This window comes from Spirillospora sp. CA-128828, assembly GCF_050945415.1.
Taxonomy (GTDB): Bacteria; Actinomycetota; Actinomycetes; order Streptosporangiales; family Streptosporangiaceae; genus Spirillospora.
Map to the genome: position 1 here is coordinate 9,201,267 of NZ_CP191986.1, position 25,137 is coordinate 9,226,403.

The following is a 25,137-nucleotide window of genomic DNA, read 5'->3' on the forward strand; positions in this document are numbered from 1 at the left end:
GAGTTCCTCAGGCCAGGGAGTAGCGGACGGGAAGGCGCTTGAGACCGCCGACGAACGTGGTGGCGATGCTCTCCGGGGACCCGGCGAGCTCGATCGTGTCCAGGCGCGGCAGGAGTTCCTCGAAGAAGGCCCGCACCTCTATGCGGGCCAGCGCGGCGCCGAGGCAGTAGTGGACGCCGAATCCGAACGCCAGGTGCTTGTTCGGGTCGCGTCCCACGTCGAAGCTGAACGGGTTGTTGAAAACGTCCTCGTCCCGGTTCGCCGACGGGTACGACAGCAGCACCGCGTCGCCCTCGCGGATCGTGACGCCGCGCAGTTCGTAGTCCTCGGCGGCGGTGCGCATGAACTCCTTGACGGGCGTGACCCAGCGGATCATCTCGTCCACCGCGAGCGGCATCAGCTCCGGCTTCTCGCGCAGCCGTTCGAGCTGGTCGGGGTGCTCGATGAGCGCGTGCAGGCCGCCGGCGATCGTCGCGCTGGTCGTGTCGTGCCCGGCCGTCGCGACGATGACGTAGTAGGACGCGGTGTCGAAGTCGTTCAGCGGCTCGCCGTCGATCCGCGCGTTGGCGATGGCGGAGGCGAGGTCGTCGGTCGGGTTCTTGCGGCGCGCCTCCGTCAGCCCCTGGAAATAGGCGAAGAAGTCGAGCAGGACCTGGAGTTTCTCCTCGTTGGTCGTCCCGCGCTGGAACTCCTCGTCGTCACCGCCGAAAAGCTCCTGCGTGAGCTTCAGCATGCGGTCGAAGTCGCTTTCGGGGAGGCCGAGCAGCGACAGGATCACGTACAGCGGGAAATGGACGGCGACCTCCTGCGCGAAGTCGCACTCGCCGCCGAAGTCCGCCATCCGGTCGACGTACCGTTTCGCCAGCTCGCGGACGCGCGGCTCCAGCGCCCGCATCGCGCGCGGCCGGAACCAGTCCGCGCCGATCGCCCGGATGACCCGGTGGTCGGGGTCGTCCATGTGGATCAGCGTGCGCAGCGCGACGCCCTCCTCGATGCGCTGCCGGTTCAGCTCGTCGAACTCGGCGGTGCCGAGCACCGGGCGCGGCGCGTTGCGGAAGACCTGGTGGTTGCGCTCGATCTCCAGGACGTCCTCGTGCCTGGTGATCGCCCAGAACGGGTTGTACTCGGGCGGGACGACCCGGTGCACCGGGGACGCGCGGCGGAGCAGCGCCAGCGACTCATGGAGCCGCCGTTCGTCCGCGTATGCCTTCGGGTCGGCGAGCGCGAGGCCCGCCTCCTCCACGGTCAGCGTCATTGCTCTGCTCCTCGATCATGGCGGGCCGCCCTCAAGGAACCTATGATCCCGAATCTCATTCGGTCAACGACCGGCACGGCCGGATGCGCCACACGGCCTTCTAGTCGCCGATGAACGCGCCGTCCGCCAGGTCCTTGAACCGTTCGAGGTCCTCCGCCGGAGCGTCGATCGCGCGCAGCGGACCGGCGTCGGCGAGCCGGCTCCGAGCGTACAGCCGCGCGACCAGAGCCTTGCGGTCCGCACCGGAATCGGTGCGCTCCCACCCGGCCTGTTCCAGCAGCAGGGCCGCAGCGTACACGTCCGCCATGTACTGGGCGAGCGGGAACAGCCGCGCCTCGGCGACGGTCCTGTCGAGGCCGCGCCACTTCTCTATGGCCTGGCGGAGATGCTCGATGCGCGCGCCGACCAGCTCTGCCGTGGCGTCGTCGCCTTCCGGCGCGGCTTGGACGGCCTGGGCGAGCCTTTCGAGGAACGGCTCGTGCGCGCCCTGCCGTTCGATGGCGCGGCGGACGTCCAGGCACAGGATGTTGTCGCCGCCCTCCCAGATCGGGTTGACCTGCGCGTCCCGGAGGATCCGCGCGACCGGCCACTGCTCGATGTAGCCGTTCCCACCGTGGATCTCGATGGCGTCACTGGCGGCCGTCACGCCCAGCCGCGCGGCCCTCAGCTTGATGAGCGCCGCCCCGATTCGCAGCCGGGGGCGCCCCAGATATCCGTCGAACACGAGCGCCTGGACGGCCTCGGTCTCGACGATCAGCTCGGCGAGCTTCCGCCGCATGAGGGGCTGCTCGATGAGCGAGGTCCCGAACGCCTCCCGGGCCCGCGCATAGCAGAGCGACTCGACGAGGGCCCGCCGCGCGCAGCCGAGACCCATCATGGAGATGCCGAGGCGGGCGCCGTTCGTCAGCTCCATCATGCGGGCGAGGCCCTTGCCGTCCCCGCCCTCGCCGGCGCTCGACGCCGGGGCCAGCAGGAACGCCTCCGCGTCCGTGAACTCGATCTCCGCGGACGCGACCGACCGCGTGCCGAGCTTGTCCTTGAGCCGGCGGATCCGGACGCCGTTGCGCGACCCGTCCCGCCTTTCCCTGAGGACGAGGAAGGGCGCGATTCCCCGGACGCCGTCCACGGCCCCCTCCGGCTTGGCCAGCACGACGAACGCCGAACCGTTGGCGTTGGACGCGAACCATTTGAAACCGTTGAGCCGCCATGCGTCGCCGTCCTTGGACGCGGTCGACTCGAGCGCGCCGAGATCCGATCCGCCTGACCGCTCGGTGAGCATCTGAGCGGCCTCGCCGGACATCTCCCCGGCCGCGAACAACTCCCGGACCCGCGCCTTGACGTCGTCCGGCGCGAACATCTCCGTCAACCGCACGACCATGTCGCCACCGGTTCCGAGCGCGCACGCCATTCCGATGTCGGCCTGGTCCAGCAGGTAGCTCCAGGCGACGCCCATGGGCGCGGGATCCACGCCGCTGCGCTTCGCCTCCGCGGCGAAGTCGGGCCGCGTGAACGACGTCGCGACGATGTCCCGCCGCGCCGCCTCGAACGACGGCGGCATGACGACCTCGCTGACGTCCCGCCCCCACCGGTCGTACTTCTCCAGGCGCGGCGGGTTCCGGTCCGTCGCCTCGGCCCGCTCGGCGATCGGCCCGCCCATCAGCGCGCCCAGCTCCCTGAGCCGCGGCTCGGCCCAGCCGAACCCGTCCCCCAGATGCCGCCGCATCAGGAACCGCAGCGTGGGGTCGCAGTCGTACCAGTTGCGGCCCGCGGCCCCCCGGTACCGCTCGGTCGCGTACCGGCGCGCCTTCTCCGCGTCCCCGAACGGCAGCCGGTCGAACGACTCGATCAGGTAAGAGGTCATGCCACCGACATTACAGTTCTCCACCACCTGAAGATAGGTCGTAATCCCATCGCCGGCCGATACGATCGACCCGACCGGGGAGGGGGCGCATGTTCGGACTCTTCAGGCGCCGGCGGGACGAGGAACTGGCGCTCATCGAGGCGGACATCACCGCCTTCGGCGAAGAACTCGCGCGGCTGCCCTTCGACCCGGACGACCACTCCGACCCGGACCTGCTGACCGACTACGCCCGCGCTCTCGACGCCTACGAGCAGGCCAAGCGGGACTTCGTCGGAGACCGCGACCGCGAGGACGCCGCGGACGTCACCCACGCCCTCAGCGAGGGACGCAGCGCCCTCGCCCGCGTGGACGCCCGGCTGTCCGGCCGCCCCCTGCGGCCCCCGTGCTTCTTCGACTCCCGCCACGGCCCGTCCACCGAGCACGTCGCCTGGGCCCCCGAGGGCGGCGCCACCCGCATGATCGACGTCTGCGCCGCCGATGCGGTGCGGCTCGCCGAGGGAATGCCGCCCATCGCGACGGGCCGCCGTCCCGCAGCGTCCCGCCGATCGGCACCGGTCCGCCCCGCCCGGCATGAGACGCCCAGGCCGGGCGGCCCGAACCCGGCATCCGACGGCCCCCAGAAGGAGCCGCCGCCGTTCAAGGTGATCCCTCCGGGATTGAGCAGCAAGCACCGCGCCCAGGGGCGAGGCAACGCGAGAGTCAGGTTGCAGCGGCTCAAAGGGGACGCGCCGTCCGTGCTCGTGGTACGGATCCGTGCCTATAAGAAATGCCAGGTCGACGTCTTCCAGGACGGCTGGGCGACGACGCCGCTTCGCGGCAAAGGGACGGCCCGCCTTGTGGCGCCACTTCCGCGGGCCACGGACACGACCGTCCAGCTCGACATCTGGTGCGACGGCACCTGGACGGCGTGGTTGCAGCCTGGCGGCACCGTGCCCATCGTCAACGAGCGGATCGCGTCACGGGGCTCGTTCGTCTGCCACTACGTCGGCGGACCGGCGCGGATCCTCATGGAGCACAAGGACCGAGGCGCCTACTCCGTCACCGAGCTCACTCCGGACTTCGAGCAGGGACGCGAGGTGCTGCGGGGCACCGACCCGTCCACGGCCGAAGGCGAGGTGGCCGGGCCGACCCTCCTCCACATCCGTGCGGAGGGCCACTGGAAGTTCGCCGTGACCCACCTCTAGGCAGCGGCGCCGCCGATAGGCTCGGCAGCAGACATGGACAGCCTGGAGATTCGCCCGCTCACCGCCCGGTCCGTCGTCCTGAGCACGCTGCTCGGCGTCCACCCGCCCCGGCTCCCGGCCCGGTACCTCGTCCGCGTCGGCGACCTGTTCGGCATCGCGGAGGGGACGATCCGGGTCGCGCTCTCCCGGATGGTCGGTGCCGGCGACCTCGTCCAGTCCGGCGGCACGTACGCCCTCACCGAGCGGCTCCTGGAACGGCAGGCCCGCCAGGACGAGGCCCGCCTCCCCCCGACCCGGCCCTGGGACGGCACCTGGGAGATCGCCGTCATCACCGCCGAACGCCGTCCCGCCGCCGACCGCGCCGCGCTCCGCCAGGCCATGTCGACGCTCCGGCTCGCCGAACTCCGCGAGGGCACCTGGCTCCGCCCGGCCAACCTGACCCGCCCGCGCCCCGGCCCGGTCGTCCGTCAGTGCACCTTCCTGGTGGGCCGCCCCGAAGAAGCCCCGGAGACGCTGGCCGCCGCCCTCTGGGACCTGGACGCTTGGACCGCCAAGGCCGGCGCCCTCCGCACGGCCCTCGCCGACGCGACCACGATCGCCGAGCGCTTCACCTACGCCGCCGCCGTCCTGCGCCACCTCCTGAACGACCCGCTGCTCCCCTCGTCCCTGCTCCCGCCGGAGTGGCCGGGCCCCGACCTCCGCACCCGCTACGAGGCCTTCGAAACCGACTTCGAGCGGCTCCTGTCCACCCACGTCCTCACCTGAGAAGCCTCGCCATCGCGGTGCGGGCGGGGCCGGTGATCTCGACTGGGCGGCGGGTGCGGCGGTCGACGAAGACGTGGACGAAGTGGCCCTCGGCGATGAGCGCGTCGTCGGACGCCCGGAACATGCCGATCTCCCAGCGGACACTGGAGCGGCCCAGCTGACCCACGCGGAGCCCGACCCGGATCGCGTCGGGGAACGACACCTCGGCCTTGTACTCGCAGTGCGACTCGACGCAGAGCCCGATGGCCGCGGAGGTCGCGGGGTCGAAACCGGCGGTCCGGATCATCCACCCGTTAATGACGGTGTCCATCAGCGAGTAGTGGACGACATTGTTGACGTGCCCGTAGACGTCGTTGTCCTTCCACCGCGTGGGGACGTTCTCCCAGTACAGATACTCGCCGGTCATGGGGAGCAGACTAGGGCGCTCCCGGCATGCGACATGACGAGGACCCGTCCCCTGGCGGGGGACGGGTCCGGGTGTTCGGTGATCAGTGCCGGCGGCCGCCGCCGCGCACGCGCGCCAGCAGCCGACGGATCTTGGCCTGGTTGCGCGGGTCCCGGGCGATCTGTTCCGCCCTCGCCCTCGCCTTCTGCCCCTGCGGGCCCTGGGCGAACCGTTTGATCCGGTCGATGAGAGAAGCCACGTTCTTCCTCCTCGGCCTAGCCTCTACAGTCCAACGCGTGCCCGCCCCCGAAAGTTCGGAACACCCTTGTCAGGGCCGGCGCAGATCCGCGGCCGGCGGGGCCAGGGCCGCCAGCTTGTCGAGGGCCGCGCGGGAGGGGCCGTCCTCCGGGGCCGTCAGGGTGACGAACTGGTGGTCGGGGGTCCCTGGAAGGATCATGCCGATGTAGTCGAGGGTGATCCGGCCGACCACCGGATGGCAGTACTCCTTGCTGCCCATCCCCGGTCCCTTGACGTCCTGCCTGTCCCACCAGGTGCGGAACCACGGGCTCCCGGACAGCTCGCCGATGAGCGCCTCGGTCGCGGGATCGCCCGGGTCGCGGCCGGTGGCGGTGCGCAGCTGCGCCAGGCCGTGCCGGACGATCTCCTCCCATTCCACGTAGAACGAGCGGGCGCGAGGATCGAGGAGCGCGTACCTGAGCATGTTGCGGCGCGGCCAGGGCAGCTCGGCCAGGTCGGACATGAGGGCCGCCGCCGTCCGGTTCCAGGCCAGCACGTCCAGCCGTCCGTTGATCACGTAGGCGGGGACGGGGTCGATCTCGTCCAGCAGCCGCCGCACGCCGGGGTGCACCGGGCCGTCGGGCGGGACGGAAGCCGGAGCGTGCGGCGGCGAGGGCATGGACAGCGCCAGCCGGTACAGGTGGTCGCGCTCGTCGTCGTCCAGGACGAGGGCCTTGGCCAGCCCGTCGAGGACGGACGGCGAGGGGCGGATGCCGCGTCCCTGTTCCAGCCGCATGTAGTAGTCCGGGCTGATCCCGGCGAGCTGCGCCACCTCCGCGCGCCGCAGGCCGGGCGCGCGCCGGCGCCCGCTGTCGGGCAGGCCCACGGACGAGGGCTTGATGCGGTCGCGCCGGGAGCGCAGGAAATCCGCCATCTCGCGTGTCGCCATGGCTCAAGTTTGCCCTCCCATGCCTAGCCCTGCGGTTCCTAGCCATGGGCGGCCACTGGTCGGCACGCCGGGGCCCCGGCAATGTGGAGGCAAATCGACAAGCGACAAGAGGTGACTCTCAGTGCGTTATCGCACTCTAGGAACGGGCGGGCCGCAGGTATCGGTGGTGGGGTTCGGTGCGATGAACCTGGCGCCGGTCTACGGCAGTGTCGAGGAAAGCGAGGCCGCCGACACTCTCCTGGCCGCATTGGACGCCGGCTTCACGTTCGTCGACACCGCCGACATCTACGGCCGCGGGTCCAGTGAGGACCTGATCGGCCGGATGCTGGAGAAGCGCCGCGACGAGTTCGTCCTCGCGACCAAGTTCGGGGGGAACCAGGACTCGCAGGGGATCCTCATTCCGGGGATGGGCCGCCCGGACTACATCCGGCGCGCACTGGACGCCAGCCTGTCCCGGCTCCGCACCGACCACGTGGACCTGTACTACCTGCACCGGCTCGACCCCACGACCCCGATCGAGGAGACGGCCGGGGTGCTCGGCGAGCTGGTCGAGGCCGGGAAGATCGGCGGGTACGGGCTGTCGGAGGTCTCCCCGAGCACACTCCGGCGCGCCCATGCCGTCCACCCCGTGACGGCGTTGCAGACCGAGTACTCGCCGTTCCAGCGGGCCCCCGAGGAGGAGCTGATCCCGGCGTGCGCGGAGCTGGGCATCACGTTCGTCGCCTACAGCCCGCTCGGCCGCGGGCTCCTCGGCGGTACGGTCCGCGCCGCCGCCGACCTTGAGGAAGGCGACTGGCGGCGCGGCAACCCCCGCTTCCAGGGCGGCAACCTGGAACGCAACGTCTCCCTGGCGGACCGGGTGGCCACGCTCGCCGCCGAGCAGGGCGTCACGACGGCGCAGCTGGTGCTGGCCTGGGTGATCGACCGCGGTGCCCTGCCGATCCCGGGGACCCGCAAGGCGGCCAACGCCCGCGCCAACGCCGCCGCGGGCGACCTCACCCTGGACGCCTCGGTCTTCAAGCAACTGGAGGACATCGTCCCGCCGGACGCGGCCGCGGGCGCCCAGGGCAACGAGTCCTACCTGGCCAACCTCGACACATGACGCGCAGGACGGCCCGCCCCGCGCGGGGCGGGCCGTCCGACCGTCAGGGGGAGTTCGTCAGAACGCCTCGTCGAACGTGACGCTGCCTTCGACGCCGATCTGGTACGCGGAGACTCGGCGTTCGAAGAAGTTGGACAGCTCCTGGACGTCCTGCAGCTCCATGAACGCGAACGGGTTCGCGGTGCCGTAGCGGGCGGGCAGGCCGAGGCGGGTGAGGCGCTGGTCGGCGACGTACTCCAGGTAGGCGCGCATGTCGTCGGCGCTCATGCCCGGCAGGCCGTCCCCGCACAGGTCGCGGGCGAAGTTCAGCTCGGCTTCTACCGCTTCCTCCAGCATCGTGGTGACCTGGGCGGTGAGGTCGGCGTCGAAGAGTTCCGGTTCCTCGGCCCGGACGGTGTCGACGACGGAGAACGCGAACTCCATGTGCATGGACTCGTCCCGGAAGACCCAGTTCGTCCCGGACGCCAGGCCGTTCAGCAGGCCCCGCGAGCGGAGCCAGTACACGTAGGCGAACGCGCCGTAGAAGAACAGGCCCTCGATGCACGCGGCGAAGCAGATGAGGTTGAGCAGGAACGCGCGCCGGTCGGTGGCGGTCCTGAGTTCGTCCAGGGAACCGAGTGAGTCGATCCAGCGGAAACAGAACTCCGCCTTGGAGCGGATGGACGGGATGTGCTCGATCGCCGCGAACGCCTTGGCTCGCTCGTCCTGATCGGGCAGATAAGTGTCCAGGAGGGTCAGATAGAACTGTACGTGGACGGCCTCCTCATATAGCTGCCGCGACAGGTAGAGCCGGGCCTCCGGCGCGTTCACGTGCTTGTAGAGGTTGAGCACCAGGTTGTTCGCCACGATCGAGTCGCCGGTGGCGAAGAACGCGACGAGCCGGTTCACGAGGTGCACCTCGGCGGGTGTGAGGCGCGCGAGGTCGGCGAGGTCGGAGGCGAGATCGACCTCCTCGACCGTCCACGTGTTGCGGATCGCGGCGCGGTACCGCTCGTAGAAGTCGGGGTAGCGCATGGGCCGCAACGTCAGGTCCATGCCGGGATCGAGGAGCATTACTGGCAGGCCTCGCAGGTCTCGGGGTTCTCCAGGGAGCAGACGGCCGCAGCGACCGTCGTCTGCGCGATCCGCGTCGCGGGACGTGAGCGCAGGTAGTACGTCGTCTTGAGACCGGCCCGCCACGCGTAGGCGTACATCGAGGAGAGCTTGCCGATCGTCGGCGTCTCCATGAACAGGTTCAGGGAGTGCGACTGGTCGATGTACGGGGTGCGGGCGGCGGCGAGGTCGATCAGCGCCTTCTGCGGCAGTTCCCAGGCGGTCCGGTAGAGGGTCCGCATCTCCTCCGGCAGGTCGACGAGGCCCTGGACGGAGCCGTTCGCCTTCTTGATCGCCTCCCGGACGGCCGGCGTCCACAGCCCGAGCGACTTCAGGTCGTCCACCAGGTAGCCGTTGATCTGCAGGAACTCGCCGGACAGCGTCTCGCGCTTGAACAGGTTCGACACCTGGGGCTCGATGCACTCGTAGCAGCCCGCGATGGACGCGATCGTGGCCGTCGGCGCGATCGCGATGAGGAGCGAGTTGCGGAGCCCGACCTCGGCGACGCGCGCGCGGAGGGCTTCCCAGTCGGCCGGCCGGGCCGGCGTCGCGTCCGGGAAATGGTCGATGTGGAGCCGGCCACGGGCGGTGCGCGTCATGTCGTAGGCGGGCAGCCGGCCATGCGCGGCGGCCAGATCGGCGGACGCGTTGTACGCGGCCAGGGCGATCTCCTCCGCGATGCGAGTCGACAGTGAACGGGCCTCGTCCGAGTCGAACGGCAGGCGGAGCGTGAAGAAGACGTCCGCGAGCCCCATCACTCCCAGCCCGACCGGACGCCACTTGCGGTTGGCCTTCTCCGCCTCCGGCGTGGGGTAGAACCCCCTGTCGATGGTGCGGTCCAAGAACCGGACGGCGGTGCGGACCGTCGAGCGGAGCCGCTCCCAGTCCACCCCGGACGGACCCACGTGCGCGGCCAGATTCACCGACCCGAGGTTGCACACGGCCGCCTCGCCGTCGCCCGTCACTTCCAGGATCTCCGTGCAGAGGTTCGACAGGTGGACGGTCTGGCCGGGCTCGGCCGTCTGGTTGCAGGCGCGGTTGGCGGCGTCCTTGAACGTCATCCAGCCGTTGCCCGTCTCGGCCAGCGTCCGCATCATTCGCCCGTACAGCTTGCGGGCCTGAATCTGCCGGACGAACCGCCCCTCCCGTTCCGCCTCCCGGTACGCGGCGTCGAACGCGTCACCCCAAAGGTCGGCCAGCTCGGGGACCTCCTTCGGATCGAACAGCGACCACGTCCCGTCGGCCTCGACACGGCGCATGAACTCGTCCGGGATCCAGTTGGCCAGGTTGAGGTTGTGGGTGCGGCGCGCGTCCTCGCCGGTGTTGTCGCGCAGTTCCAGGAACTCCTCGACGTCGGCGTGCCACGGCTCCAGGTAGACGCAGGCCGCGCCTTTGCGTCGCCCGCCCTGGTTGACGGCGGCGACCGACGAGTCGAGCGTGCGCAGCCACGGGACGATCCCGTTCGAGTGCCCGTTCGTCCCGCGGATCAGCGAGCCCCGCGACCGCACCTTCGTCCAGGAGATGCCGATCCCGCCCGCGTACTTGCTGAGCCGCGCGACCTGCCCGTACCGCTCGTAGATCGACTCCAGCTCGTCCCGCGGCGAGTCGAGCAGGAAGCACGAGGACAGCTGCGGACGCGCGGCCGCCGAGTTGAACAGCGTCGGCGAGCTGGGCAGGTACGACAGCGTGCTGAGCAGGCCGTACAGCTCGGCCGCCTCGTCCACGGCCGTGTTTCCCGAGGGGGGACGACCCCCCACGCCCCCCGCCCCGACTCCGTCGGGATGAGTGAGCCCGCACGCGACGCGCAGCAGGAAGTGCTGCGGACGCTCCAGGACGAGCCGCGACCGCGGATGCCTCAGCAGATACCGGTCGTAAAGGGTGCGGAGCCCGAAGTACTCGAACCGGTCGTCTGCGGCCTCGTCGACGAGGTCATCGAGCGCGGCCGCGCCGGCGGCGACGAACGCGGCCGTGGCGTCCGCCAGAAGCCCCTCCCGGTGCGCGGCGGCGACGGACTCGGCGAACGTGCGGACGCCGGCGGACGCGGCCTCGTCCCTGATCCGCAGGGCGAGGAGCCGCGCGGCGACCCTGGAGTACCCGGGTTCGGCGGGCACCAGGGCGGCGGCCTCACCGATCGCGAGGTCCCGCAGCGCCGCCGTGTCCGGCTCGTCCCTCCCGGGGTTCGTCCCCCCACCGGAACCCGGCCGGACTGCGGCGAGAACCCGCCCCGGGTCCACATCGGGCACCCCGTCGCAGGCCGCCTCGACCTCGGCCGCGATCCCCGCCGGCAACGGCGCGACCAGAGCCTGTGTCACGTGCATCTCCCCTCGCATGCCGCCTCGCGGAGGCATGCGAACGGGACGCGGCGGCATACCGCGCTCCGCCACCGGCCTGCCCGCGAGGCACTGGACGAACAACCTGCTGGCAGGTCTTCGGACTCGCGGGCGTCGCCTCGTCGAGGCGCCCTACTGGCCGTCGCTTCCCAGGCCACCCCGTGGCCCAGTGCGTGATGACGGCGGTCGTTCCCGCTCACCGCTGCGGGGCAGTCCCGGACTCACACCGGGTTCCCTCTTACGACGCCCCCGCCGCGTAACGGCGGGGGCGAACCAGCACGGGGTTGAACCCTACATGTAGTCGGCGATCTTTGTGTAACCCCAAGATGTTGGGCGTGTCGGTGGGGATCCGGGGGTGGGCTGCACGCACCCGGCACATGGTGGGACGATGGGTGCCGTCATGCCCCCGACCGCCCCGCATCCGCTGTTCCGGACCGCGCGCGCCGTGGTCTTCGCCACCGTGTGCGTCACGTTGGCGACCCTCGGGCACGTCCTGGCGGGCGGCACCGGGGTTCCGGCCTGGGCGGCGATGGCGGGATTCGTCGCGGTTCTGGGCGTGACGCTGATGCTGGCGGGCCACGAGCGCTCGCTGGCGACGATCCTGGGCGGCCTTCTCGGCGGGCAGTTCGCGCTGCACACGCTGTTCACGGCCGCCGCCGACCCGATGGCGCACCACACGCCCGCGGTGCACACCGCCATGACGAGCGGCATGGGGGCGGACACCGCGGTGCCGGCCGGACACGGCGGCAACGGCCTGGTGATGACGCTCGCGCACTGCGTGGCCGCGCTGGTCGCCGCCGGATGGCTGCGGCACGGCGAGCGGGCCGCGTGGACGCTCGCCCGGCGCGTCGCCGCCGCGGCCGATCGTCCGATCAGGCTGCTGCTCGCCCTGTTCGCCGTCGAACCGGCCGAGCCTCCCGCACGTCCCCGTCGCGCGGCGGGGGCGGAGGCCGCCGTCACGGGCGTCGGACGCGCACTACGGCACCATGTCGTCCGGCGGGGTCCCCCGCCGCGTTCGAGGGCGCTCGCCCACCTCTGAGGCAGAGCGCCGTACGTCACCGGACGCCGGTCCACCGGCGCATCCGGCCATTCCCGTACGACTCGAACGGAGTTCCGTCATGTCCTTCCTTCCGCGTGCGCGCCGCGTGGGCGCCATCGCCTCGCTCGCCACCGTGTCCGTGATCGGGCTGGCCACGGCCGCGTCCGCGCACGTCACCGTCAACCCGAAGACCGCCGAGCAGGGCTCGTACGCCAAGGTCTCGTTCCGCGTCCCGAACGAGCGCGACGACGCGTCGACCACCAAGCTCGTCGTGAACCTGCCGGCCGACCATCCGCTGTCGTCGGTGTCGGTCCGCCCGCTGCCCGGGTGGACGGCGAAGGTCGAGAAGTCCAAGCTGCCCAAGCCGGTGAAGACCGACGGCGGCGAGCTGACCGAGGCCGTCACCAAGATCACCTGGACCGGCGGCAAGATCGAGTCGGGCCAGTTCCAGGAGTTCGACGTCTCCATGGGGCCGCTGCCGACGGACACCGACCAGCTGGTGTTCAAGGCCGACCAGACGTACTCGGACGGCGAGGTCGTCAAGTGGGAGGAGGCCCCGGCCGAAGGCGCCGCCGAGCCGGAGCACCCGTCCCCGACGCTGAAGCTCCTGCCGAAGGGCTCGGGCGACGCGACCGGCCTGACCGCCCAGGTGAAGCCGGTGGCCGCGAAGTCGTCGGTGTCGTCCGACGACGGGACGGCGCGGCTGCTCGGCGGCATCGGCATCGCCGTCGGGGTGATCGGCATCGCGATCGGCGCGTACGGCCTGAACCGGGCGCGGAGCCGGGCATGATCCGGGCCGCGCTTCGCGCCGCCGCCGGTGCGGCGGCCGTCGGGACGGCCCTCGCGCTGACCGCGGTCCCGGCATCCGCGCACACCACGCTGACGTCGGCCAACCCCGCGAAGGGCTCGACCGTCGCGGCGCCGCCCCAGATCGTCCTGACGTACGGGGACCCGGTCCGGCTGCCGCGCGTGGTCGTGACCGACGGGTCGCAGAAGCAGTACCAGGCGGGGACGGCCCGCGCGGTGGACAACAAGGTCACCCAGGCGGTCGGCAGTGCGCTGCCCAACGGCGAGTACACCGTGGGCTGGCGCGTCGTCGCATCGGACGGCCATCCGGTGGAGGGCACCTACAAGTTCATGGTGAAGGGTTCTCAGGGCGGCGCGCAGTCGGCGCCACCGGCTCCGCCGGCTTCGTCGGCCCCGTCGGCCCCATCGGCGACGAAGGCCGCGTCCGCCCAGGACTCAGGCGGTTCCTCGGGCTGGCTGTGGATCGGCCTGATCGCGCTCGTCCTGGCCCTGGCGGGCGGCGCGATCGCCTGGTTCCGCCGTTCCGGCGCCTCCCAGAGTTGATCATTGTGCTTCCGGTCGGGTGATTACAGGATTACAGTGATTACCCGACCGGTCGCACTCTGGGGGCATCATGATCGTCGAGTACATCCGCTACCGCATCGACCCGCAGGACGCGGAGGAGTTCGAGGCCGCCTACGCGCGCGCCGCCGTTCCGCTCGCCGCCGCGCCCCAGTGCGTGGACTACGAGCTGTCCAGATGCGTCGACGAGCCGTCGTCCTACATCCTGCGCATCGGCTGGACGTCGGCGGACGACCACATGCGGGGCTTCCGGGGCGGCGAGCACTTCCCGGCGTTCTTCGCCGAGATCAAGCCGTACGTCCAGCAGATCGAGGAGATGCGGCACTACGAGCGGACGCCCGTGTCCGGGGCCGGCTCGTCCGTCCCGACGCTGTACGACTGGGCGGGCGGAAGCGAGGCGTTGGAGCGGCTCACCGAGGCGTTCTACACGAACGTGGTGAAGGACGACCTGCTGCGTCCCCTCTTCGAGCACATGGCTCCCGACCACCCGAAGTGGGTCGCGGCCTGGCTGGGCGAGGTCTTCCGCGGCCCGGAGCGCTACAGCCGCGAACGCGGCGGCTACCACCACATGGTGCGGCAGCACCTCGGAAAGGGCATCACCGAGGCGCAGCGCCGCCGCTGGGCGTCCCTGCTGATGGACGCGGCGGACGAGGTCGGCCTCCCGGACGACCCCGAGTTCCGCGCCGCCTTCACGGCCTACATCGAGTGGGGCACGCGCATCGCCCTCGCCAACTCCCAGCCCGGCGCGAAGCCTCCCTTGGAGGCGCCCATGCCGCACTGGGGCTGGGGCGTCGCGCCGCCCTACATCCCGGCGTAGTAATCTGCGCTTCGTTCCTGCGACGAGGGAGGTTGATGAATATGGCCCGCGCGGCCCTTCGTCAGCATGCCCTTGTCCGGGCCGTGCGCGGTTGAGCGCGGCCCGGTCGTCCAGCACGACCAGGAGCCTCACGTGTCATCATCCGACCTGATCACCGATCGTCTCGTCCTGCGCCCGTGGAGCACGGGCGAGGTCACCGCCGTCCTCGACGGCGTCCGGCAGGACCACTGGGCGGACGACTTCCCCTCCGACGGCGACCGCGTCATCGCAGGCGTCATCGCCGAGACCCCGGACGCGCTCGGCGAGTTCGGCCAGCGGCTGATCATCGAGCGGTCCACCGGCCTGGCGGTCGGCGCCATCGGCCTGTTCTGGCCGCCCGGTGACGGGCGCGTCGAGTTCGGCTACGGCGTCGTCGCGTCCCGCCGGGGCCGCGGCTACGCCACCGAGGCCGCCCTCGCCATCGTGGCGTTCGCCCTGGCGGCACCGGGGGTGGACGAGGTCGTCGCGACCGTGGAACTGTCCAACCCGGCGTCGGCCCGCGTCCTGGAGAACGCCGGCCTCCGCCGCGTCAGCACCGGCGCGGACACCGCCGAGTACAGCACCGCCTGATCCCTCGCGTCACCGAACGTGCCGTCCTTCCGCGTGAAGGGCGGCACGTTCGCTCACGGGGCGAACGCGCGGAGAGCGGTCTCCACGAGCGCGTCCGCATACTGCGGGGTGAGCGGCCCGGACCGGTGTAGCCAGCGCTGGTGGAGCGGGGCGTACAGCACTTCGAGCACCAGGTCGAGGTCGGCGCCGGCGGCCAGCTGGCCGGCCCGCTGGGCACTGCGCAGCCGTTCCTTCTTCGCCTCGTCGACGGGACCGGCCAGCTTCTCGCGGTAGAGGGCCGCCAGCGCGGGATCACCGATGATCTCCAGGTTGAGGGCTCTGACGGGCGCCTCGAAAGCCGGGTCGGCGAACTCGGCGACCGTCGCCCGCATGACGGTCTTGAGGTCGGCCTCGATGTCCCCGGTGTCGGGAAGCCGCACGCCCTCCTCGCCCGCGCTGAGCTCCAGGAACGAGTCGAAGATCACCGCGCCCCTGGACGGCCACCAGCGGTAGATGGTCTGCTTTCCCACCCCCGCCCGTGCGGCGATGGCCTCGATCGACACCTTGGCGTACCCGAGCTCGGTCACCAGTTCGCGCGCGGCGCCCAGAACGGCCCGCCGGGACCGCTCGCTGCGCCGGGCGGGATTCGGCTTCCGGGATTGCGTCACGTCCGAGACCCTACCATTTAAACGAGACGAGACGTTGCGTCTTGACCGCGTGGCGAATCCTCTCTAGATTGATGGGCACGAGACGGACCGTCTCGTCACGCGGCCATCGCGTGGTCCTCACCGCGGCGCCCGACGGGCCGACCGCGATCAGGAAGGGGAGTGGGCTCTTTGCGCGTTGCGGCCCAACTGGCGCTCACCGATGTCACCAAGCGTTACGGAACCCGCGTCGTCCTGGACCGGGTGTCGCTCACAGTGAAGCCCGGCGAGCGGATCGGAGTGATCGGCGACAACGGCTCGGGCAAGTCCACGCTGCTCAGGCTGATGGCGCAGGTCGAGCGGCCGGACAACGGCGAGCTCGCGGTCGTCGCGCCGGGCGGCGTCGGATATCTGCCGCAGGCACTCGCACTCCAGCCGCACGCGACGGTGGCCGATGCCGTCGACCTGGCTCTGGCCCACCTGCGGGACCTCGAAGCCCGGATGCGGGCCGCCGAACGCTCGCTCGGCGAGCCCGGCATGGAGGTCCCCGCAGAGCTGGACGTCTACGCGGGCCTGGTCGCGGAGTTCGAAGCGCGCGGCGGGTACGAGGCCGACGCCCGGGTGGAGGTCGCGCTGCACGGGCTCGGGTTGCCCGGGCTCGACCGGAACCGCCCGCTGGGCACGCTCTCCGGCGGTGAACGCTCCAGGCTCGGCCTGGCCGCCGCGCTGGCATCCGCTCCCGAACTGCTGCTGCTCGACGAGCCGACCAACGACCTGGACGACAAGGCCGTGGCCTGGCTTGAGCGACACCTGCGCTCCCACCGGGGCACGGTCGTGACGATCACGCACGACCGCCTGTTCCTGGAGCGGGTGACCACCGCGATCTTGGAGGTCCGCGACGGGCAGGTGCGCCGCTACGGCGACGGGTACACCGGTTACCTGACGGCCAAGGCCGCCGAACGCGCCGCACAGGCACGAGCCCACGAGGAGTGGAAGGCGGAGTGCGCCCGGCATGCCACGCTCGTGTCGGCCAACGCGGACCGGCTGGCGGGCATCCCGCGCAAGACGGCCAAGGCGGGCATGGGCACCGGGGCGTGGCGCGCACGTTCGCGCACGCATGGGGCCGCCGGCCGCATCCGGCAGTCCCAGCAGCGGCTGCGGTGGCTCACCGATCACCCGGCACCGCCGCCGCCCGAGCCGTTGCGCTTCACCCCCGCCCTCGCGACGGCGGAAGCCGCCGCCGGAACCGAGGTCGCCGCCCTCGACGGCGTGGCGGTCGCGGGACGGCTCCGCCTGGATTCCCTGACCGTCCGCACCGGTGAACGCCTGCTGGTCACCGGCCCGAACGGAGCGGGCAAGACCACGCTGATGCGGGTGCTCGCCGGTGAACTGCGCCCGGACGCGGGCGAGGTGCGCCGGGCCGGCCGGATCGGCTTCTTCCGCCAGGACGAAATGGACATCGGCGGCATGTGGCGGACCGGCCGGGCCGGGGCTCCGGAGCACGACCGGGCCCGGCCCGCGGATCTGACCGTGCTGCGGGCCTACGCGCACGGGCGCCCCGGGAGCCTGGACGAGCACGCGGAAGCGCTCCTCGCCCTGGGGCTGTTCCGGCCGTCCGATCTGAGGCTCCGCCTGGGAGAGCTCTCCTACGGCCAGCGTCGCCGGATCGAGCTGGCCCGGCTGGTGAGCGATCCCGTGGACCTCATCCTGCTCGACGAGCCGACCAACCACCTGTCGCCGCTGCTCGTGGAGCAACTGGAGGAGGCGCTGGCCTCTTACCGCGGCGCCCTGGTGGTCGTGACGCATGACCGGCGCCTGTGTGGCGGCTTCACCGGCTCCCGCCTGGAGTTGAACGAGGGCAGGGCGGCGTAGCGGACGGCGATCGTCCGACCAGATCGGCAGTGGACCGCCCGGCTCACGCGGGCGCTTCGCGGTAGTGGGCGAGGAGCGGGAGGAACAGGTCGTCCACGATGGCGGTGATCCGCTCGTCCGGGACGGGTTCGAAGGTCATGAGCATGTCGTGCCGCAGCAGGTCGAACGGCATGCTGAGAACCTGGTCCGGGACGCGGCCGGGGACGAGCTCGCCGCGCTCCGCCGCCCGCCCGTAGACGGTGTGCGACCAGGGCGTGCCTCCGCTGAGGACGAGCTCGCGCAGCTCGGCCGGGGTCGTCCCGGCCTCGGCGAACAGGCCGCCGAGCCGGGCGCCGATCACGGTGGCCAGATCGACGCGCCTGCGGGTCGCCGACCGCAGCAGCGCGATGAGGTCGTCGCGCAGGTTGCCGGTGTCCGGGAGGGGGACGGGGTCGGCCTCCCGGCGGTGCCGGATGGCCGCGATGACGAGGTCGGCCTTCCCCGGCCAGCGGCGGTAGAGCACCGCCCGGCTGGTGCCCGCGCGCACGGCCACGCGCTCCATGGTCAGCGCGGCATATCCGGACTCGGTCAGTTCGTCCCATGCGGCCCGCAGCAGCGCGTCCTCCAGCGCCTTACCGCGCCGGCGCCGGCCCGGTCGCTCCGCCACGGAACCTCCATAAGAGTCACTTGTGTTTCTTACATGCGCAGCCTATCGTGAGCTTAAGAAACACTGATGACTCTTATTGAGGTGTGCGTCCATGGCCGGTGACGACCGACTCGATCCGAAGGTGCTCAAGACCGCCGCCGTCCTCGTCGCCGGGGTGCTCGCCGTGGTCTTCGACACCACGATCGTTGGGGTGGCGCTGCACTCCCTGGCGGCCGACCTGCACACCACGGTCGCCACCGTCCAGTGGGTCACCACCGCCTACCTGCTCGCCCTCGGCATGACCGTCCCGCTGAGCACGTGGGCGATGGCCCGGTTCGGCGGCAAACGCGTCTGGCTGTTCTCCCTGGCCGTCTTCCTGGTCGGATCGGTGGCCTCCAGCGCGGCCTGGGACGCGCCCGCGCTGATCGCCGGACGGGTCGTCCAGGGCATCGGGGGCGGGCTGATGCTGCCGGTGATGACGACGCTGATCATCCGTGCCGCCGGCGGCCGGCTGCTCGGCCGCACGACGTCGGCCATCGCGCTGCCCGCCCTGCTCGGACCGATCCTCGGCCCGCTGGCCGGAGGCCTGATCCTCACCCATCTCAGCTGGCGGTGGATGTTCTGGGTCAACGTCCCGTTCTGCGTCGTCGGGCTCGTGCTGGCCGCGCGGTTCCTCGACCGCGACGACCCGGCGTCCCGGCCGCGCCTGGACGTCGCCGGGCTCGGCCTGCTGGCGCCCGGCATCGCCGCGGTGCTCCTCGGCCTGTCCAAGGCCCCGGACGGGGGCTTCGCGCACGGCGGCGTGCTCGTCCCGCTGATATCCGGTGTGGTCCTGGTCGCGGGCTTCGGCCTGTACGCGGTCCGCCGCTCCGACCCGCTGGTGGACCTCCGGCTCTTCGCTCACCGCCCGACCGCGTCCGGCTCGGCGGTGCTGTTCTTCTCCGGCTTCGCCCTCTACGGGGCCCTCCTCCTGCTGCCGCTGTACTACCAGCAGGTCCGCGGCACGTCGGCCCTCGACGCCGGGGTCGCGCTGATCCCGCAGGGGGTCGGGACCCTGCTCAGCCGCTCGCTCGCCGGCCGGCTCACCGACCGGCTCGGGGCCAGGATCATCACCGTCGGCGGGTTCCTCGTCGTCGGCGTCACCACCGTTCCCTTCGCCTACGCCGACGCCCACACGAGCACCTGGACGCTCGCCGGCTGGCTGGTGCTTCGGGGGATCGGCCTCGGCGCCGTGACCGTGCCCGTCATGGCCGTCGCCTACCTCGGGCTCGACCGCGAGCAGATCGCCCACGCCAGCGCGCTGATCCGGATCGCCCAGCAGATCGGCGGCTCCTTCGGCACCGCCGTCCTGGCCGTCCTCCTGCAGCACGCCATCACGGGCTCCGGCGATGTCTCCGCGGCCTTCCACCGAGCCTTCTGGTGGTCCACCGCCTTCGCCGGTCTCGCCACCCTCCTCGCCCTCACCCTCCCTGCCAGGAACGAGGCTCTGGAACCGAATCCTGGTGGGCCAGCGCTTCAACGCTCGTCCGCGGACGTCCGCTGAAGCGCAGACACAGAAATGCCGCCAGGCCGGAGGCGGCGGCCGCGGCGAAGGCGAACCGCATGCCGGTGAGGGTGTAGTCCGAGAGCGCCCAGATGGTGGTGGCCATGGCGGGGCCGAGGGAGAAACCGAGCTGGCGGGCGAGGCTCTGCGCCGCCCCGGCGGTGCCCTGGAGGGATTCGGGGGCACTGGACATGAGCATGGCGAAGCTCGGGCCCGCGAAGAGGCCGGTCCCGGCGCCGAGGACGGCCAACCGCCAGCTCATGTCGGACGCGTGCCAGCCGCTACCGGCCGGAACGAGGAGGAGCACACCGAGAATCGTGATCCCAGCGCCCAGGAGGGCCGTCCGGGACGCCCCCCAGCGGTCGCCGAGAAGGCCCCCGAGCGGCCCGGCGGCCACCATGGCCACCGGCAGCGCCAGGATCGCCGTCGCGGTGGCCACCGGCGACAGCTGCAACGTCCGCTGCAGATAGAAGGGGGCCAGGAACTCGACGAGCGAGATCACCAGGGCGTTGCACATGATCGCTTCCACCGGCGCCGCGGCCCGCGGCCCGCGCATCAGGGACCGGACCGGTTCGCTCGTCCGCGTCCGCCACCAGGCGACCAGCGGCGGGACGGCCGCCGCCGCGAGGACGAGCCAGATCGGTCCATGGCTCGCCGCCAGCGAGAGCGCGAGAAGCACCGCGGCGGTCGCGGCGGCCAGCAGTCCGGTCTCGGCCAGGAAGGCCCGGCCGGGCGGGCGCAGAGTGTCCCGGGCGAGGCCGGTCAGGGCGATGACCGTCACCAGGATCCCGGCCGGGATGTTGATGTAGAAGATCCACGGCCACCCCCATGCCTGGACGATCAGGCCGCCGAGCGGCGGGCCGCTGACGGCGCCCAGCGGCCCGAGCGTCATGACCAGGGAGCTCGCCCGTCCCGCCAGCTCGGGACCGGCGGCCCGGATCACGATGGACGGGATCACCGCGAACAGGATCGCGGCGAACCCTCCTTGCGCCACCCGGGCCGCGACCAGCCATCCGAGCGCGGGGGCGAGCCCCGCGGCGAGGCTGCTCAGGGTGAAGCCCGTCACGGCGAGCAGGAGGGCCGAGCGCGGGCCCGCCCGGTCGAGCCAGCGTCCGGCGGGAAGGGTGAGGGCGATCAGCGGAAGCAGGTAGCCGAGGACGACCCATTCGGCCGCCGCCGTCCGGACGCCGAAGTCCCGCTCCAGCGCGGGCAGCGCCACCGCGACGATGCTCGTGTCGAGGGTGGCCATGAACACGACCAGGCCGGACCCGATGACCGGCCACCAGCGAGCGCGCTGCGACAAGACTCCCTCCAATACTTCTCATGGTGTGTACTTTCTCGAAAAGTACACACCATGTGTAGTTAATGGCAAGTGCGGGTGCTGGGACCATGGGGGCGTGGCGAGGTCGATCGAGGAGCCGAGGAACGCGCGGAGCCGGCGTTCCCGCATGGCGCTGCTGCGGGCCGCGCGCGAGCTCGTCGAGGAGCACGGGATGGCGGCGACGACGATGGCGGCGGTCGCGGAGCGGGCCGGGGTGTCGCGGCGCGCCGTCTACCTGCACTTCGCGTCGCGGGCCGAGCTGATCAGCGAGCTGTTCGGCTATGTCAACGAGGTCGAGGACCTGGAGGGCCGGTTCGCGCCCATCGGCGACGCCCCGGACGCGGTGACGGCCCTGGAGGTCTTCGCACGGCGGCACGCCGAGTTCATGCCGCGGATTCTCGCGGTGTCCCTGGCCATGGAACGGGAGGCGGGCAGCGACCCGGACGCGGCCGCCCCCTGGAGGACCGTCCTGTACTGGCGGTACGAGACGAACCGCGCGCTCATCAGGCGGCTGGACGAGGAGGGCGTCCTCGCCCCCGGCTGGACGGTCGACACCGCCGCCGACATGCTGCTCGCGCTCATCTCGAACGGTGTCGCCGCGACGCTCCTCGACCGCGGCTGGACGCCCGGCCAAATCGGGGACCACATGGCGCTCTTGCTGCGCTCAACGTTCGTCATGGGCGGGTAAGACCACCCCAGTACCCCCGTTCGGGGGTGGCGTGGGTCACGTTGATGGCCAACGATCCTTCTGACCGGGTGTCCGTGCGGCTACGAGGAGAGACCATGCCCGCAGTCGAGTTCCGCGCGGCGCGCGACTTCCTGCTCGCGCATCGCGACGACTACGCGACGGCGTACGAGAAGTTCCGCTGGCCGGTGCTGACCGGCTTCAACTGGGCGCTGGACTGGTTCGACAGGATCGCCGAGGGCAACGACTCGCCCGCGCTGTGGATCGTCGAGGAGGACGGCTCGGAGGCGAAGTACTCGTTCGCCCAGATGGCGCGGCGGTCGAACCAGGCGGCGAACATGCTGCGCCGGTCCGGGGTGCGGCGCGGCGACCGGATCATCCTGATGCTCGGCAACCAGGTGGAGCTGTGGGAGACCGTGCTCGCGGCGATGAAGCTCGGCGCGATCCTGATTCCGTGCACACCGCTGCTGGGCACGGCGGATCTCCAGGACCGGCTGACGCGCGGCAAGGCCCGGCACGTGGTGGTCAACTCGTCCGACACCGGGAAGTTCGACGGCGTCGAGGGCGAGTACACCAGGATCGCGGTGGGCGAGCCGGCCGAAGGGTGGCTGCGGTACGCAGACGCCTACGAGGAGGACGAGTCCTTCACCCCGTACGGGCTGACGATGTCGCGGGACACGCTGCTGCTGTACTTCACGTCCGGGACCACGGCGAGGCCGAAGCTCGTCGAGCACACGCACGCGTCCTATCCGGCCGGGCATCTGTCGACGATGTACTGGATCGGGCTGCGGCCAGGGGACGTCCACCTGAACATCTCGTCGCCGGGGTGGGCGAAGCACGCGTGGAGCAACATCTTCGCGCCGTGGGACGCCGAGGCCTGTGTGTTCATCTTCAACTACACGCGGTTTGACGCCGACCGGCTCCTCGACACGGTCGAGCGATGCGGCGTGACGAGCTTCTGCGCACCGCCGACCGTGTGGCGCATGCTGATCCAGGCCGATCTCGGGCGCCTCGCCACACCGCCGCGCGAGGTGGTCGCGGCCGGTGAGCCGCTGAACCCCGAGGTCATCGAGCGGGTGAAGGACGCGTGGGGCCGGACGATCCGGGACGGGTTCGGGCAGACCGAGACGACCGTCCAGATCGCCAACACGCCCGGCCAGGAGGTCAAACCGGGCTCGATGGGACGTCCCGTGCCCGGCTACGCGGTGGTGCTGATCGATCCGCTGACCGGCGAGCCGGGGGACGAGGGCGAGATCTGCCTCGATCTCGAAGACCGCCCGCTGGGCCTGATGACCGGATACCACGGCGACGACGAGCGCACCGACGATGCGATGGCCGGCGGTCATTACCACACCGGCGACATCGGCTCCCGCGACGAAGACGGGTACATCACCTATGTCGGACGTGCCGACGACGTGTTCAAGGCGTCCGACTACAAGATCTCGCCGTTCGAGCTGGAGAGCGTGCTGATCGAGCACGAGGCGGTCGCCGAGGCCGCCGTCGTGCCCTCGCCCGATCCGGTCAGAGCGGCCGTCCCGAAGGCGTACGTCACGCTCGCGAACGGCTGGGAGCCGACCGCCGAGACGGCGAAGGCGATCTTCGCGCACAGCCGGGCGCAGCTGTCCCCGTACAAGCGGGTCCGGCTGCTGGAGTTCGGCGAGCTGCCGAAGACGATCTCCGGCAAGATCCGGCGGGTCGAGCTGCGGAACAGCGAGATCGTCAAACACCCCGGCAAGGACGACATGCCGGAAGGGGAGTTCAGGGAGGAGGACCTGCGATGACACTCTCCTACGCATCGGGCGTCTCGGCCACCCCGCTGCTCGGCGACACCATCGGCGCGAACCTCGACAGGACGGTCGCGGCGTTCTCTGAGCGGGACGCGCTCGTCGAACGGACGTCCGGCCGCCGCTGGACGTACGAGCAGTTCTCCGACGACGTGGACGCGGTCGCGCTCGGCCTGCGCGACCTCGGCGTCGTCAAGGGCGACCGCGTCGGGATCTGGTCGCCGAACTGCGCCGAGTGGATGCTCGTCCAGTACGCGACGGCCAAGCTCGGCGCGATCCTCGTGAACATCAACCCCGCGTACCGGGTGCACGAGCTGGAGTTCGTCCTGAACCAGGCGGGCATCCGGACGCTGGTGGCGGCGCCCGCGTTCAAGACCTCCGACTACGCGGCGATGATCGAGGAGGTCCGGCCGAAGTGCGCCGCGCTCCGGGACGTCCTGCTCATCGGAACGCCGGGGTGGGACGCGCTGCTGGAGTCGGGCCGCACGGGCGACCCGTCCATCCTGGCCGAGATCGGGCGGACGCTCACCGCCGACGACCCGATCAACATCCAGTACACGTCCGGGACGACGGGCTTCCCCAAGGGCGCGACGCTGTCGCACCACAACATCCTGAACAACGGCTACTTCGTCGGCGAGCTCTGCGGCTACGACGAAGAGGACCGCGTCTGCGTCCCGGTGCCCTTCTACCACTGCTTCGGCATGGTCATGGGCAACCTCGCGGCGACGAGCCACGGCGCGTGCGTCGTGATCCCGGCGCCGGCGTTCGATCCGAAGGCGACGCTGGAGGCGGTCGCGGCCGAGCGCTGCACGTCGCTGTACGGGGTGCCGACGATGTTCATCGCCGTCCTCAACGAGCCGTCGCTGAGCGGGCTCGACCTGTCCACCCTCCGCACCGGGATCATGGCCGGGTCGCCGTGCCCGGTCGAGGTGATGAAGCAGGTCATCGAGCGGCTCGGGATGAGCGAGGTCGCGATCTGCTACGGCATGACCGAGACGTCGCCGGTGTCCACGCAGACCCGCGCGGGCGACTCCCTCGACCGCCGCGTGTCCACGGTCGGGACCGTCCTGCCGCATCTGGAGATCAAGGTCGTCGACCCGGAGACCGGCGTCACCGTCCCGCGCGGGGCGCCCGGCGAGTTCTGCACCCGCGGCTACTCGGTGATGCTCGGCTACTGGGAGGAGCCGGACAAGACGGCCGAGGCGATCGACCCGGCCCGCTGGATGCACACCGGCGACCTCGCGGTGATGGACGACGAGGGCTATGTCAACATCACCGGTCGGATCAAGGACATGGTGATCCGCGGCGGCGAGAACATCTACCCGCGCGAGATCGAGGAGTTCCTCTACACCCATCCCGATATCGTGGACGCGCAGGTCATCGGCGTCCCTGACGAGAAGTACGGCGAGGAGCTGATGGCCTGGGTGCGGCTGCGCGAGGGTACGCCGGGCCTCACCGCCGGGCAGTTGCGCGAGTTCTGCGAGGGCAGGCTCGCCCACTACAAGATCCCGCGCTACGTGCACGTCGTGGACGACTTCCCGATGACGGTCACCGGCAAGATCAGAAAGGTGCAGATGCGCGCCGAGGCGGTCGACATCCTGGGCCTGGAGGACACCGCGGCGACCAGGCACGCCTGACTTTTCGGGCGCCTGACCTTCCGTGCGCGGGATCGCTCAGGGCATGCTCGGAGG

Annotated in this window: 23 protein-coding genes and 1 riboswitch; of the genes, 13 read left to right on the top strand and 10 right to left on the bottom strand. The window is 71.3% G+C overall.

Going from position 1 to position 25,137, the window contains the following annotated elements; genetic code table 11:
• Positions 1–7: 7 nt before the first annotated feature.
• Both ACQPXG_RS44230 and ACQPXG_RS44235 read right to left on the bottom strand, forming a co-directional pair.
• Positions 8–1,255 carry a cytochrome P450 gene (locus ACQPXG_RS44230; protein WP_433465116.1) on the bottom strand — a complete coding sequence of 416 codons (1,248 nt, stop codon included), beginning with the start codon at positions 1,253–1,255 and terminating at the stop codon, positions 8–10.
• A 100-nt stretch (positions 1,256–1,355) separates the two neighbouring features.
• Positions 1,356–3,116 carry an acyl-CoA dehydrogenase family protein gene (locus tag ACQPXG_RS44235; protein WP_433465117.1) on the bottom strand — a complete coding sequence of 587 codons (1,761 nt, stop codon included), beginning with the start codon at positions 3,114–3,116 and terminating at the stop codon, positions 1,356–1,358.
• Between the two features lie 89 nt (positions 3,117–3,205).
• Between ACQPXG_RS44235 and ACQPXG_RS44240 the strand changes: the two genes are divergently transcribed.
• Together ACQPXG_RS44240 and ACQPXG_RS44245 are read left to right on the top strand one after the other, a co-directional pair.
• Positions 3,206–4,300: a hypothetical protein gene (locus ACQPXG_RS44240; protein ID WP_433465118.1), complete on the top strand. Its 1,095-nt coding sequence runs from the start codon at positions 3,206–3,208 to the stop codon at positions 4,298–4,300.
• 33 nt (positions 4,301–4,333) lie between these two features.
• Positions 4,334–5,065 carry a PaaX family transcriptional regulator C-terminal domain-containing protein gene (locus tag ACQPXG_RS44245; RefSeq protein WP_433465119.1) on the top strand — a complete coding sequence of 244 codons (732 nt, stop codon included), beginning with the start codon at positions 4,334–4,336 and terminating at the stop codon, positions 5,063–5,065.
• Here ACQPXG_RS44245 and ACQPXG_RS44250 read toward each other — a convergent pair.
• The 3 genes from ACQPXG_RS44250 to ACQPXG_RS44260 form a co-directional block, all read right to left on the bottom strand.
• Positions 5,058–5,471, bottom strand: coding sequence for an acyl-CoA thioesterase (locus tag ACQPXG_RS44250; RefSeq protein WP_433465120.1), 414 nt, complete (start codon positions 5,469–5,471; stop codon positions 5,058–5,060). The genes ACQPXG_RS44245 and ACQPXG_RS44250 overlap by 8 nt on opposite strands.
• An 82-nt stretch (positions 5,472–5,553) precedes the next feature.
• On the bottom strand, positions 5,554–5,709 hold the full coding sequence (locus tag ACQPXG_RS44255) for a hypothetical protein (protein ID WP_433465121.1): 156 nt from the start codon (positions 5,707–5,709) through the stop codon (positions 5,554–5,556).
• Between the two features lie 69 nt (positions 5,710–5,778).
• Positions 5,779–6,636, bottom strand: coding sequence for a helix-turn-helix transcriptional regulator (locus ACQPXG_RS44260; RefSeq protein ID WP_433465122.1), 858 nt, complete (start codon positions 6,634–6,636; stop codon positions 5,779–5,781).
• A gap of 166 nt (positions 6,637–6,802) precedes the next feature.
• On the opposite strand from ACQPXG_RS44260, the gene ACQPXG_RS44265 reads away from it, so the two are divergent.
• Positions 6,803–7,738, top strand: coding sequence for an aldo/keto reductase (locus ACQPXG_RS44265; RefSeq protein WP_433470165.1), 936 nt, complete (start codon positions 6,803–6,805; stop codon positions 7,736–7,738).
• A gap of 57 nt (positions 7,739–7,795) precedes the next feature.
• Here ACQPXG_RS44265 and ACQPXG_RS44270 read toward each other — a convergent pair whose 3' ends face one another.
• Both ACQPXG_RS44270 and ACQPXG_RS44275 read right to left on the bottom strand, forming a co-directional pair.
• Entirely contained in the window at positions 7,796–8,773 is a 978-nt protein-coding gene (locus tag ACQPXG_RS44270; protein WP_433465123.1) for a ribonucleotide-diphosphate reductase subunit beta, read from the bottom strand.
• A gap of 17 nt (positions 8,774–8,790) precedes the next feature.
• Positions 8,791–11,142, bottom strand: coding sequence for a ribonucleoside-diphosphate reductase subunit alpha (locus ACQPXG_RS44275; protein WP_433465124.1), 2,352 nt, complete (start codon positions 11,140–11,142; stop codon positions 8,791–8,793).
• Between the two features lie 91 nt (positions 11,143–11,233).
• A riboswitch (cobalamin riboswitch) is annotated at positions 11,234–11,453 on the bottom strand.
• A 95-nt stretch (positions 11,454–11,548) separates the two neighbouring features.
• Here ACQPXG_RS44275 and ACQPXG_RS44280 point away from each other — a divergent pair.
• From ACQPXG_RS44280 to ACQPXG_RS44300, 5 genes are all read left to right on the top strand, one after another.
• Complete coding sequence (locus tag ACQPXG_RS44280) at positions 11,549–12,199, top strand: MFS transporter (RefSeq protein WP_433465125.1); 651 nt, start codon at positions 11,549–11,551, stop codon at positions 12,197–12,199.
• A 79-nt stretch (positions 12,200–12,278) separates the two neighbouring features.
• Positions 12,279–12,989 (top strand): YcnI family copper-binding membrane protein, encoded by a 711-nt coding sequence (locus ACQPXG_RS44285; RefSeq protein WP_433465126.1) that lies wholly within the window; start codon positions 12,279–12,281, stop codon positions 12,987–12,989.
• The gene (locus ACQPXG_RS44290) at positions 12,986–13,549 is read left to right on the top strand and encodes a copper resistance CopC family protein (protein WP_433465127.1); all 564 of its coding nucleotides are present in this window, start codon (positions 12,986–12,988) and stop codon (positions 13,547–13,549) included. The genes ACQPXG_RS44285 and ACQPXG_RS44290 overlap by 4 nt, the downstream gene beginning before the upstream one ends.
• Positions 13,550–13,619: 70 nt before the next feature.
• A complete protein-coding gene (locus ACQPXG_RS44295; RefSeq protein ID WP_433465128.1) occupies positions 13,620–14,384 on the top strand; it encodes a group II truncated hemoglobin in 765 nt (254 codons plus the stop codon).
• Between the two features lie 132 nt (positions 14,385–14,516).
• Positions 14,517–14,993, top strand: coding sequence for a GNAT family N-acetyltransferase (locus tag ACQPXG_RS44300; protein ID WP_433465129.1), 477 nt, complete (start codon positions 14,517–14,519; stop codon positions 14,991–14,993).
• 53 nt (positions 14,994–15,046) lie between these two features.
• Here the strand turns inward: ACQPXG_RS44300 and ACQPXG_RS44305 are convergent, their stop codons facing one another.
• The gene (locus ACQPXG_RS44305; RefSeq protein WP_433465130.1) at positions 15,047–15,640 is read right to left on the bottom strand and encodes a TetR/AcrR family transcriptional regulator; all 594 of its coding nucleotides are present in this window, start codon (positions 15,638–15,640) and stop codon (positions 15,047–15,049) included.
• Between the two features lie 168 nt (positions 15,641–15,808).
• Here ACQPXG_RS44305 and ACQPXG_RS44310 point away from each other — a divergent pair, with 168 nt between their 5' ends.
• The gene (locus tag ACQPXG_RS44310) at positions 15,809–17,488 is read left to right on the top strand and encodes an ABC-F family ATP-binding cassette domain-containing protein (protein ID WP_433465131.1); all 1,680 of its coding nucleotides are present in this window, start codon (positions 15,809–15,811) and stop codon (positions 17,486–17,488) included.
• A gap of 43 nt (positions 17,489–17,531) precedes the next feature.
• Here ACQPXG_RS44310 and ACQPXG_RS44315 read toward each other — a convergent pair whose 3' ends face one another.
• On the bottom strand, positions 17,532–18,134 hold the full coding sequence (locus tag ACQPXG_RS44315) for a TetR/AcrR family transcriptional regulator (protein ID WP_433465132.1): 603 nt from the start codon (positions 18,132–18,134) through the stop codon (positions 17,532–17,534).
• 91 nt (positions 18,135–18,225) lie between these two features.
• Between ACQPXG_RS44315 and ACQPXG_RS44320 the strand changes: the two genes are divergently transcribed.
• Positions 18,226–19,656, top strand: a complete 1,431-nt coding sequence (locus tag ACQPXG_RS44320) for an MDR family MFS transporter (protein WP_433465133.1) — start codon at positions 18,226–18,228, stop codon at positions 19,654–19,656.
• On the opposite strand, the gene ACQPXG_RS44325 is transcribed toward ACQPXG_RS44320, so the two are convergent.
• Complete coding sequence (locus ACQPXG_RS44325) at positions 19,574–20,959, bottom strand: MFS transporter (protein ID WP_433465134.1); 1,386 nt, start codon at positions 20,957–20,959, stop codon at positions 19,574–19,576. The two genes, ACQPXG_RS44320 and ACQPXG_RS44325, sit on opposite strands and share 83 nt — an antisense overlap.
• A gap of 94 nt (positions 20,960–21,053) precedes the next feature.
• Between ACQPXG_RS44325 and ACQPXG_RS44330 the strand changes: the two genes are divergently transcribed.
• The 3 genes from ACQPXG_RS44330 (at position 21,054) to ACQPXG_RS44340 (ending at position 25,083) form a co-directional block, all read left to right on the top strand.
• On the top strand, positions 21,054–21,665 hold the full coding sequence (locus ACQPXG_RS44330) for a TetR/AcrR family transcriptional regulator (protein WP_433465135.1): 612 nt from the start codon (positions 21,054–21,056) through the stop codon (positions 21,663–21,665).
• Between the two features lie 95 nt (positions 21,666–21,760).
• Positions 21,761–23,443: an AMP-binding protein gene (locus tag ACQPXG_RS44335; protein WP_433465136.1), complete on the top strand. Its 1,683-nt coding sequence runs from the start codon at positions 21,761–21,763 to the stop codon at positions 23,441–23,443.
• Complete coding sequence (locus ACQPXG_RS44340) at positions 23,440–25,083, top strand: AMP-binding protein (protein WP_433465137.1); 1,644 nt, start codon at positions 23,440–23,442, stop codon at positions 25,081–25,083. The genes ACQPXG_RS44335 and ACQPXG_RS44340 overlap by 4 nt, the downstream gene beginning before the upstream one ends.
• The last annotated feature ends 54 nt before the right edge of the window (positions 25,084–25,137 follow it).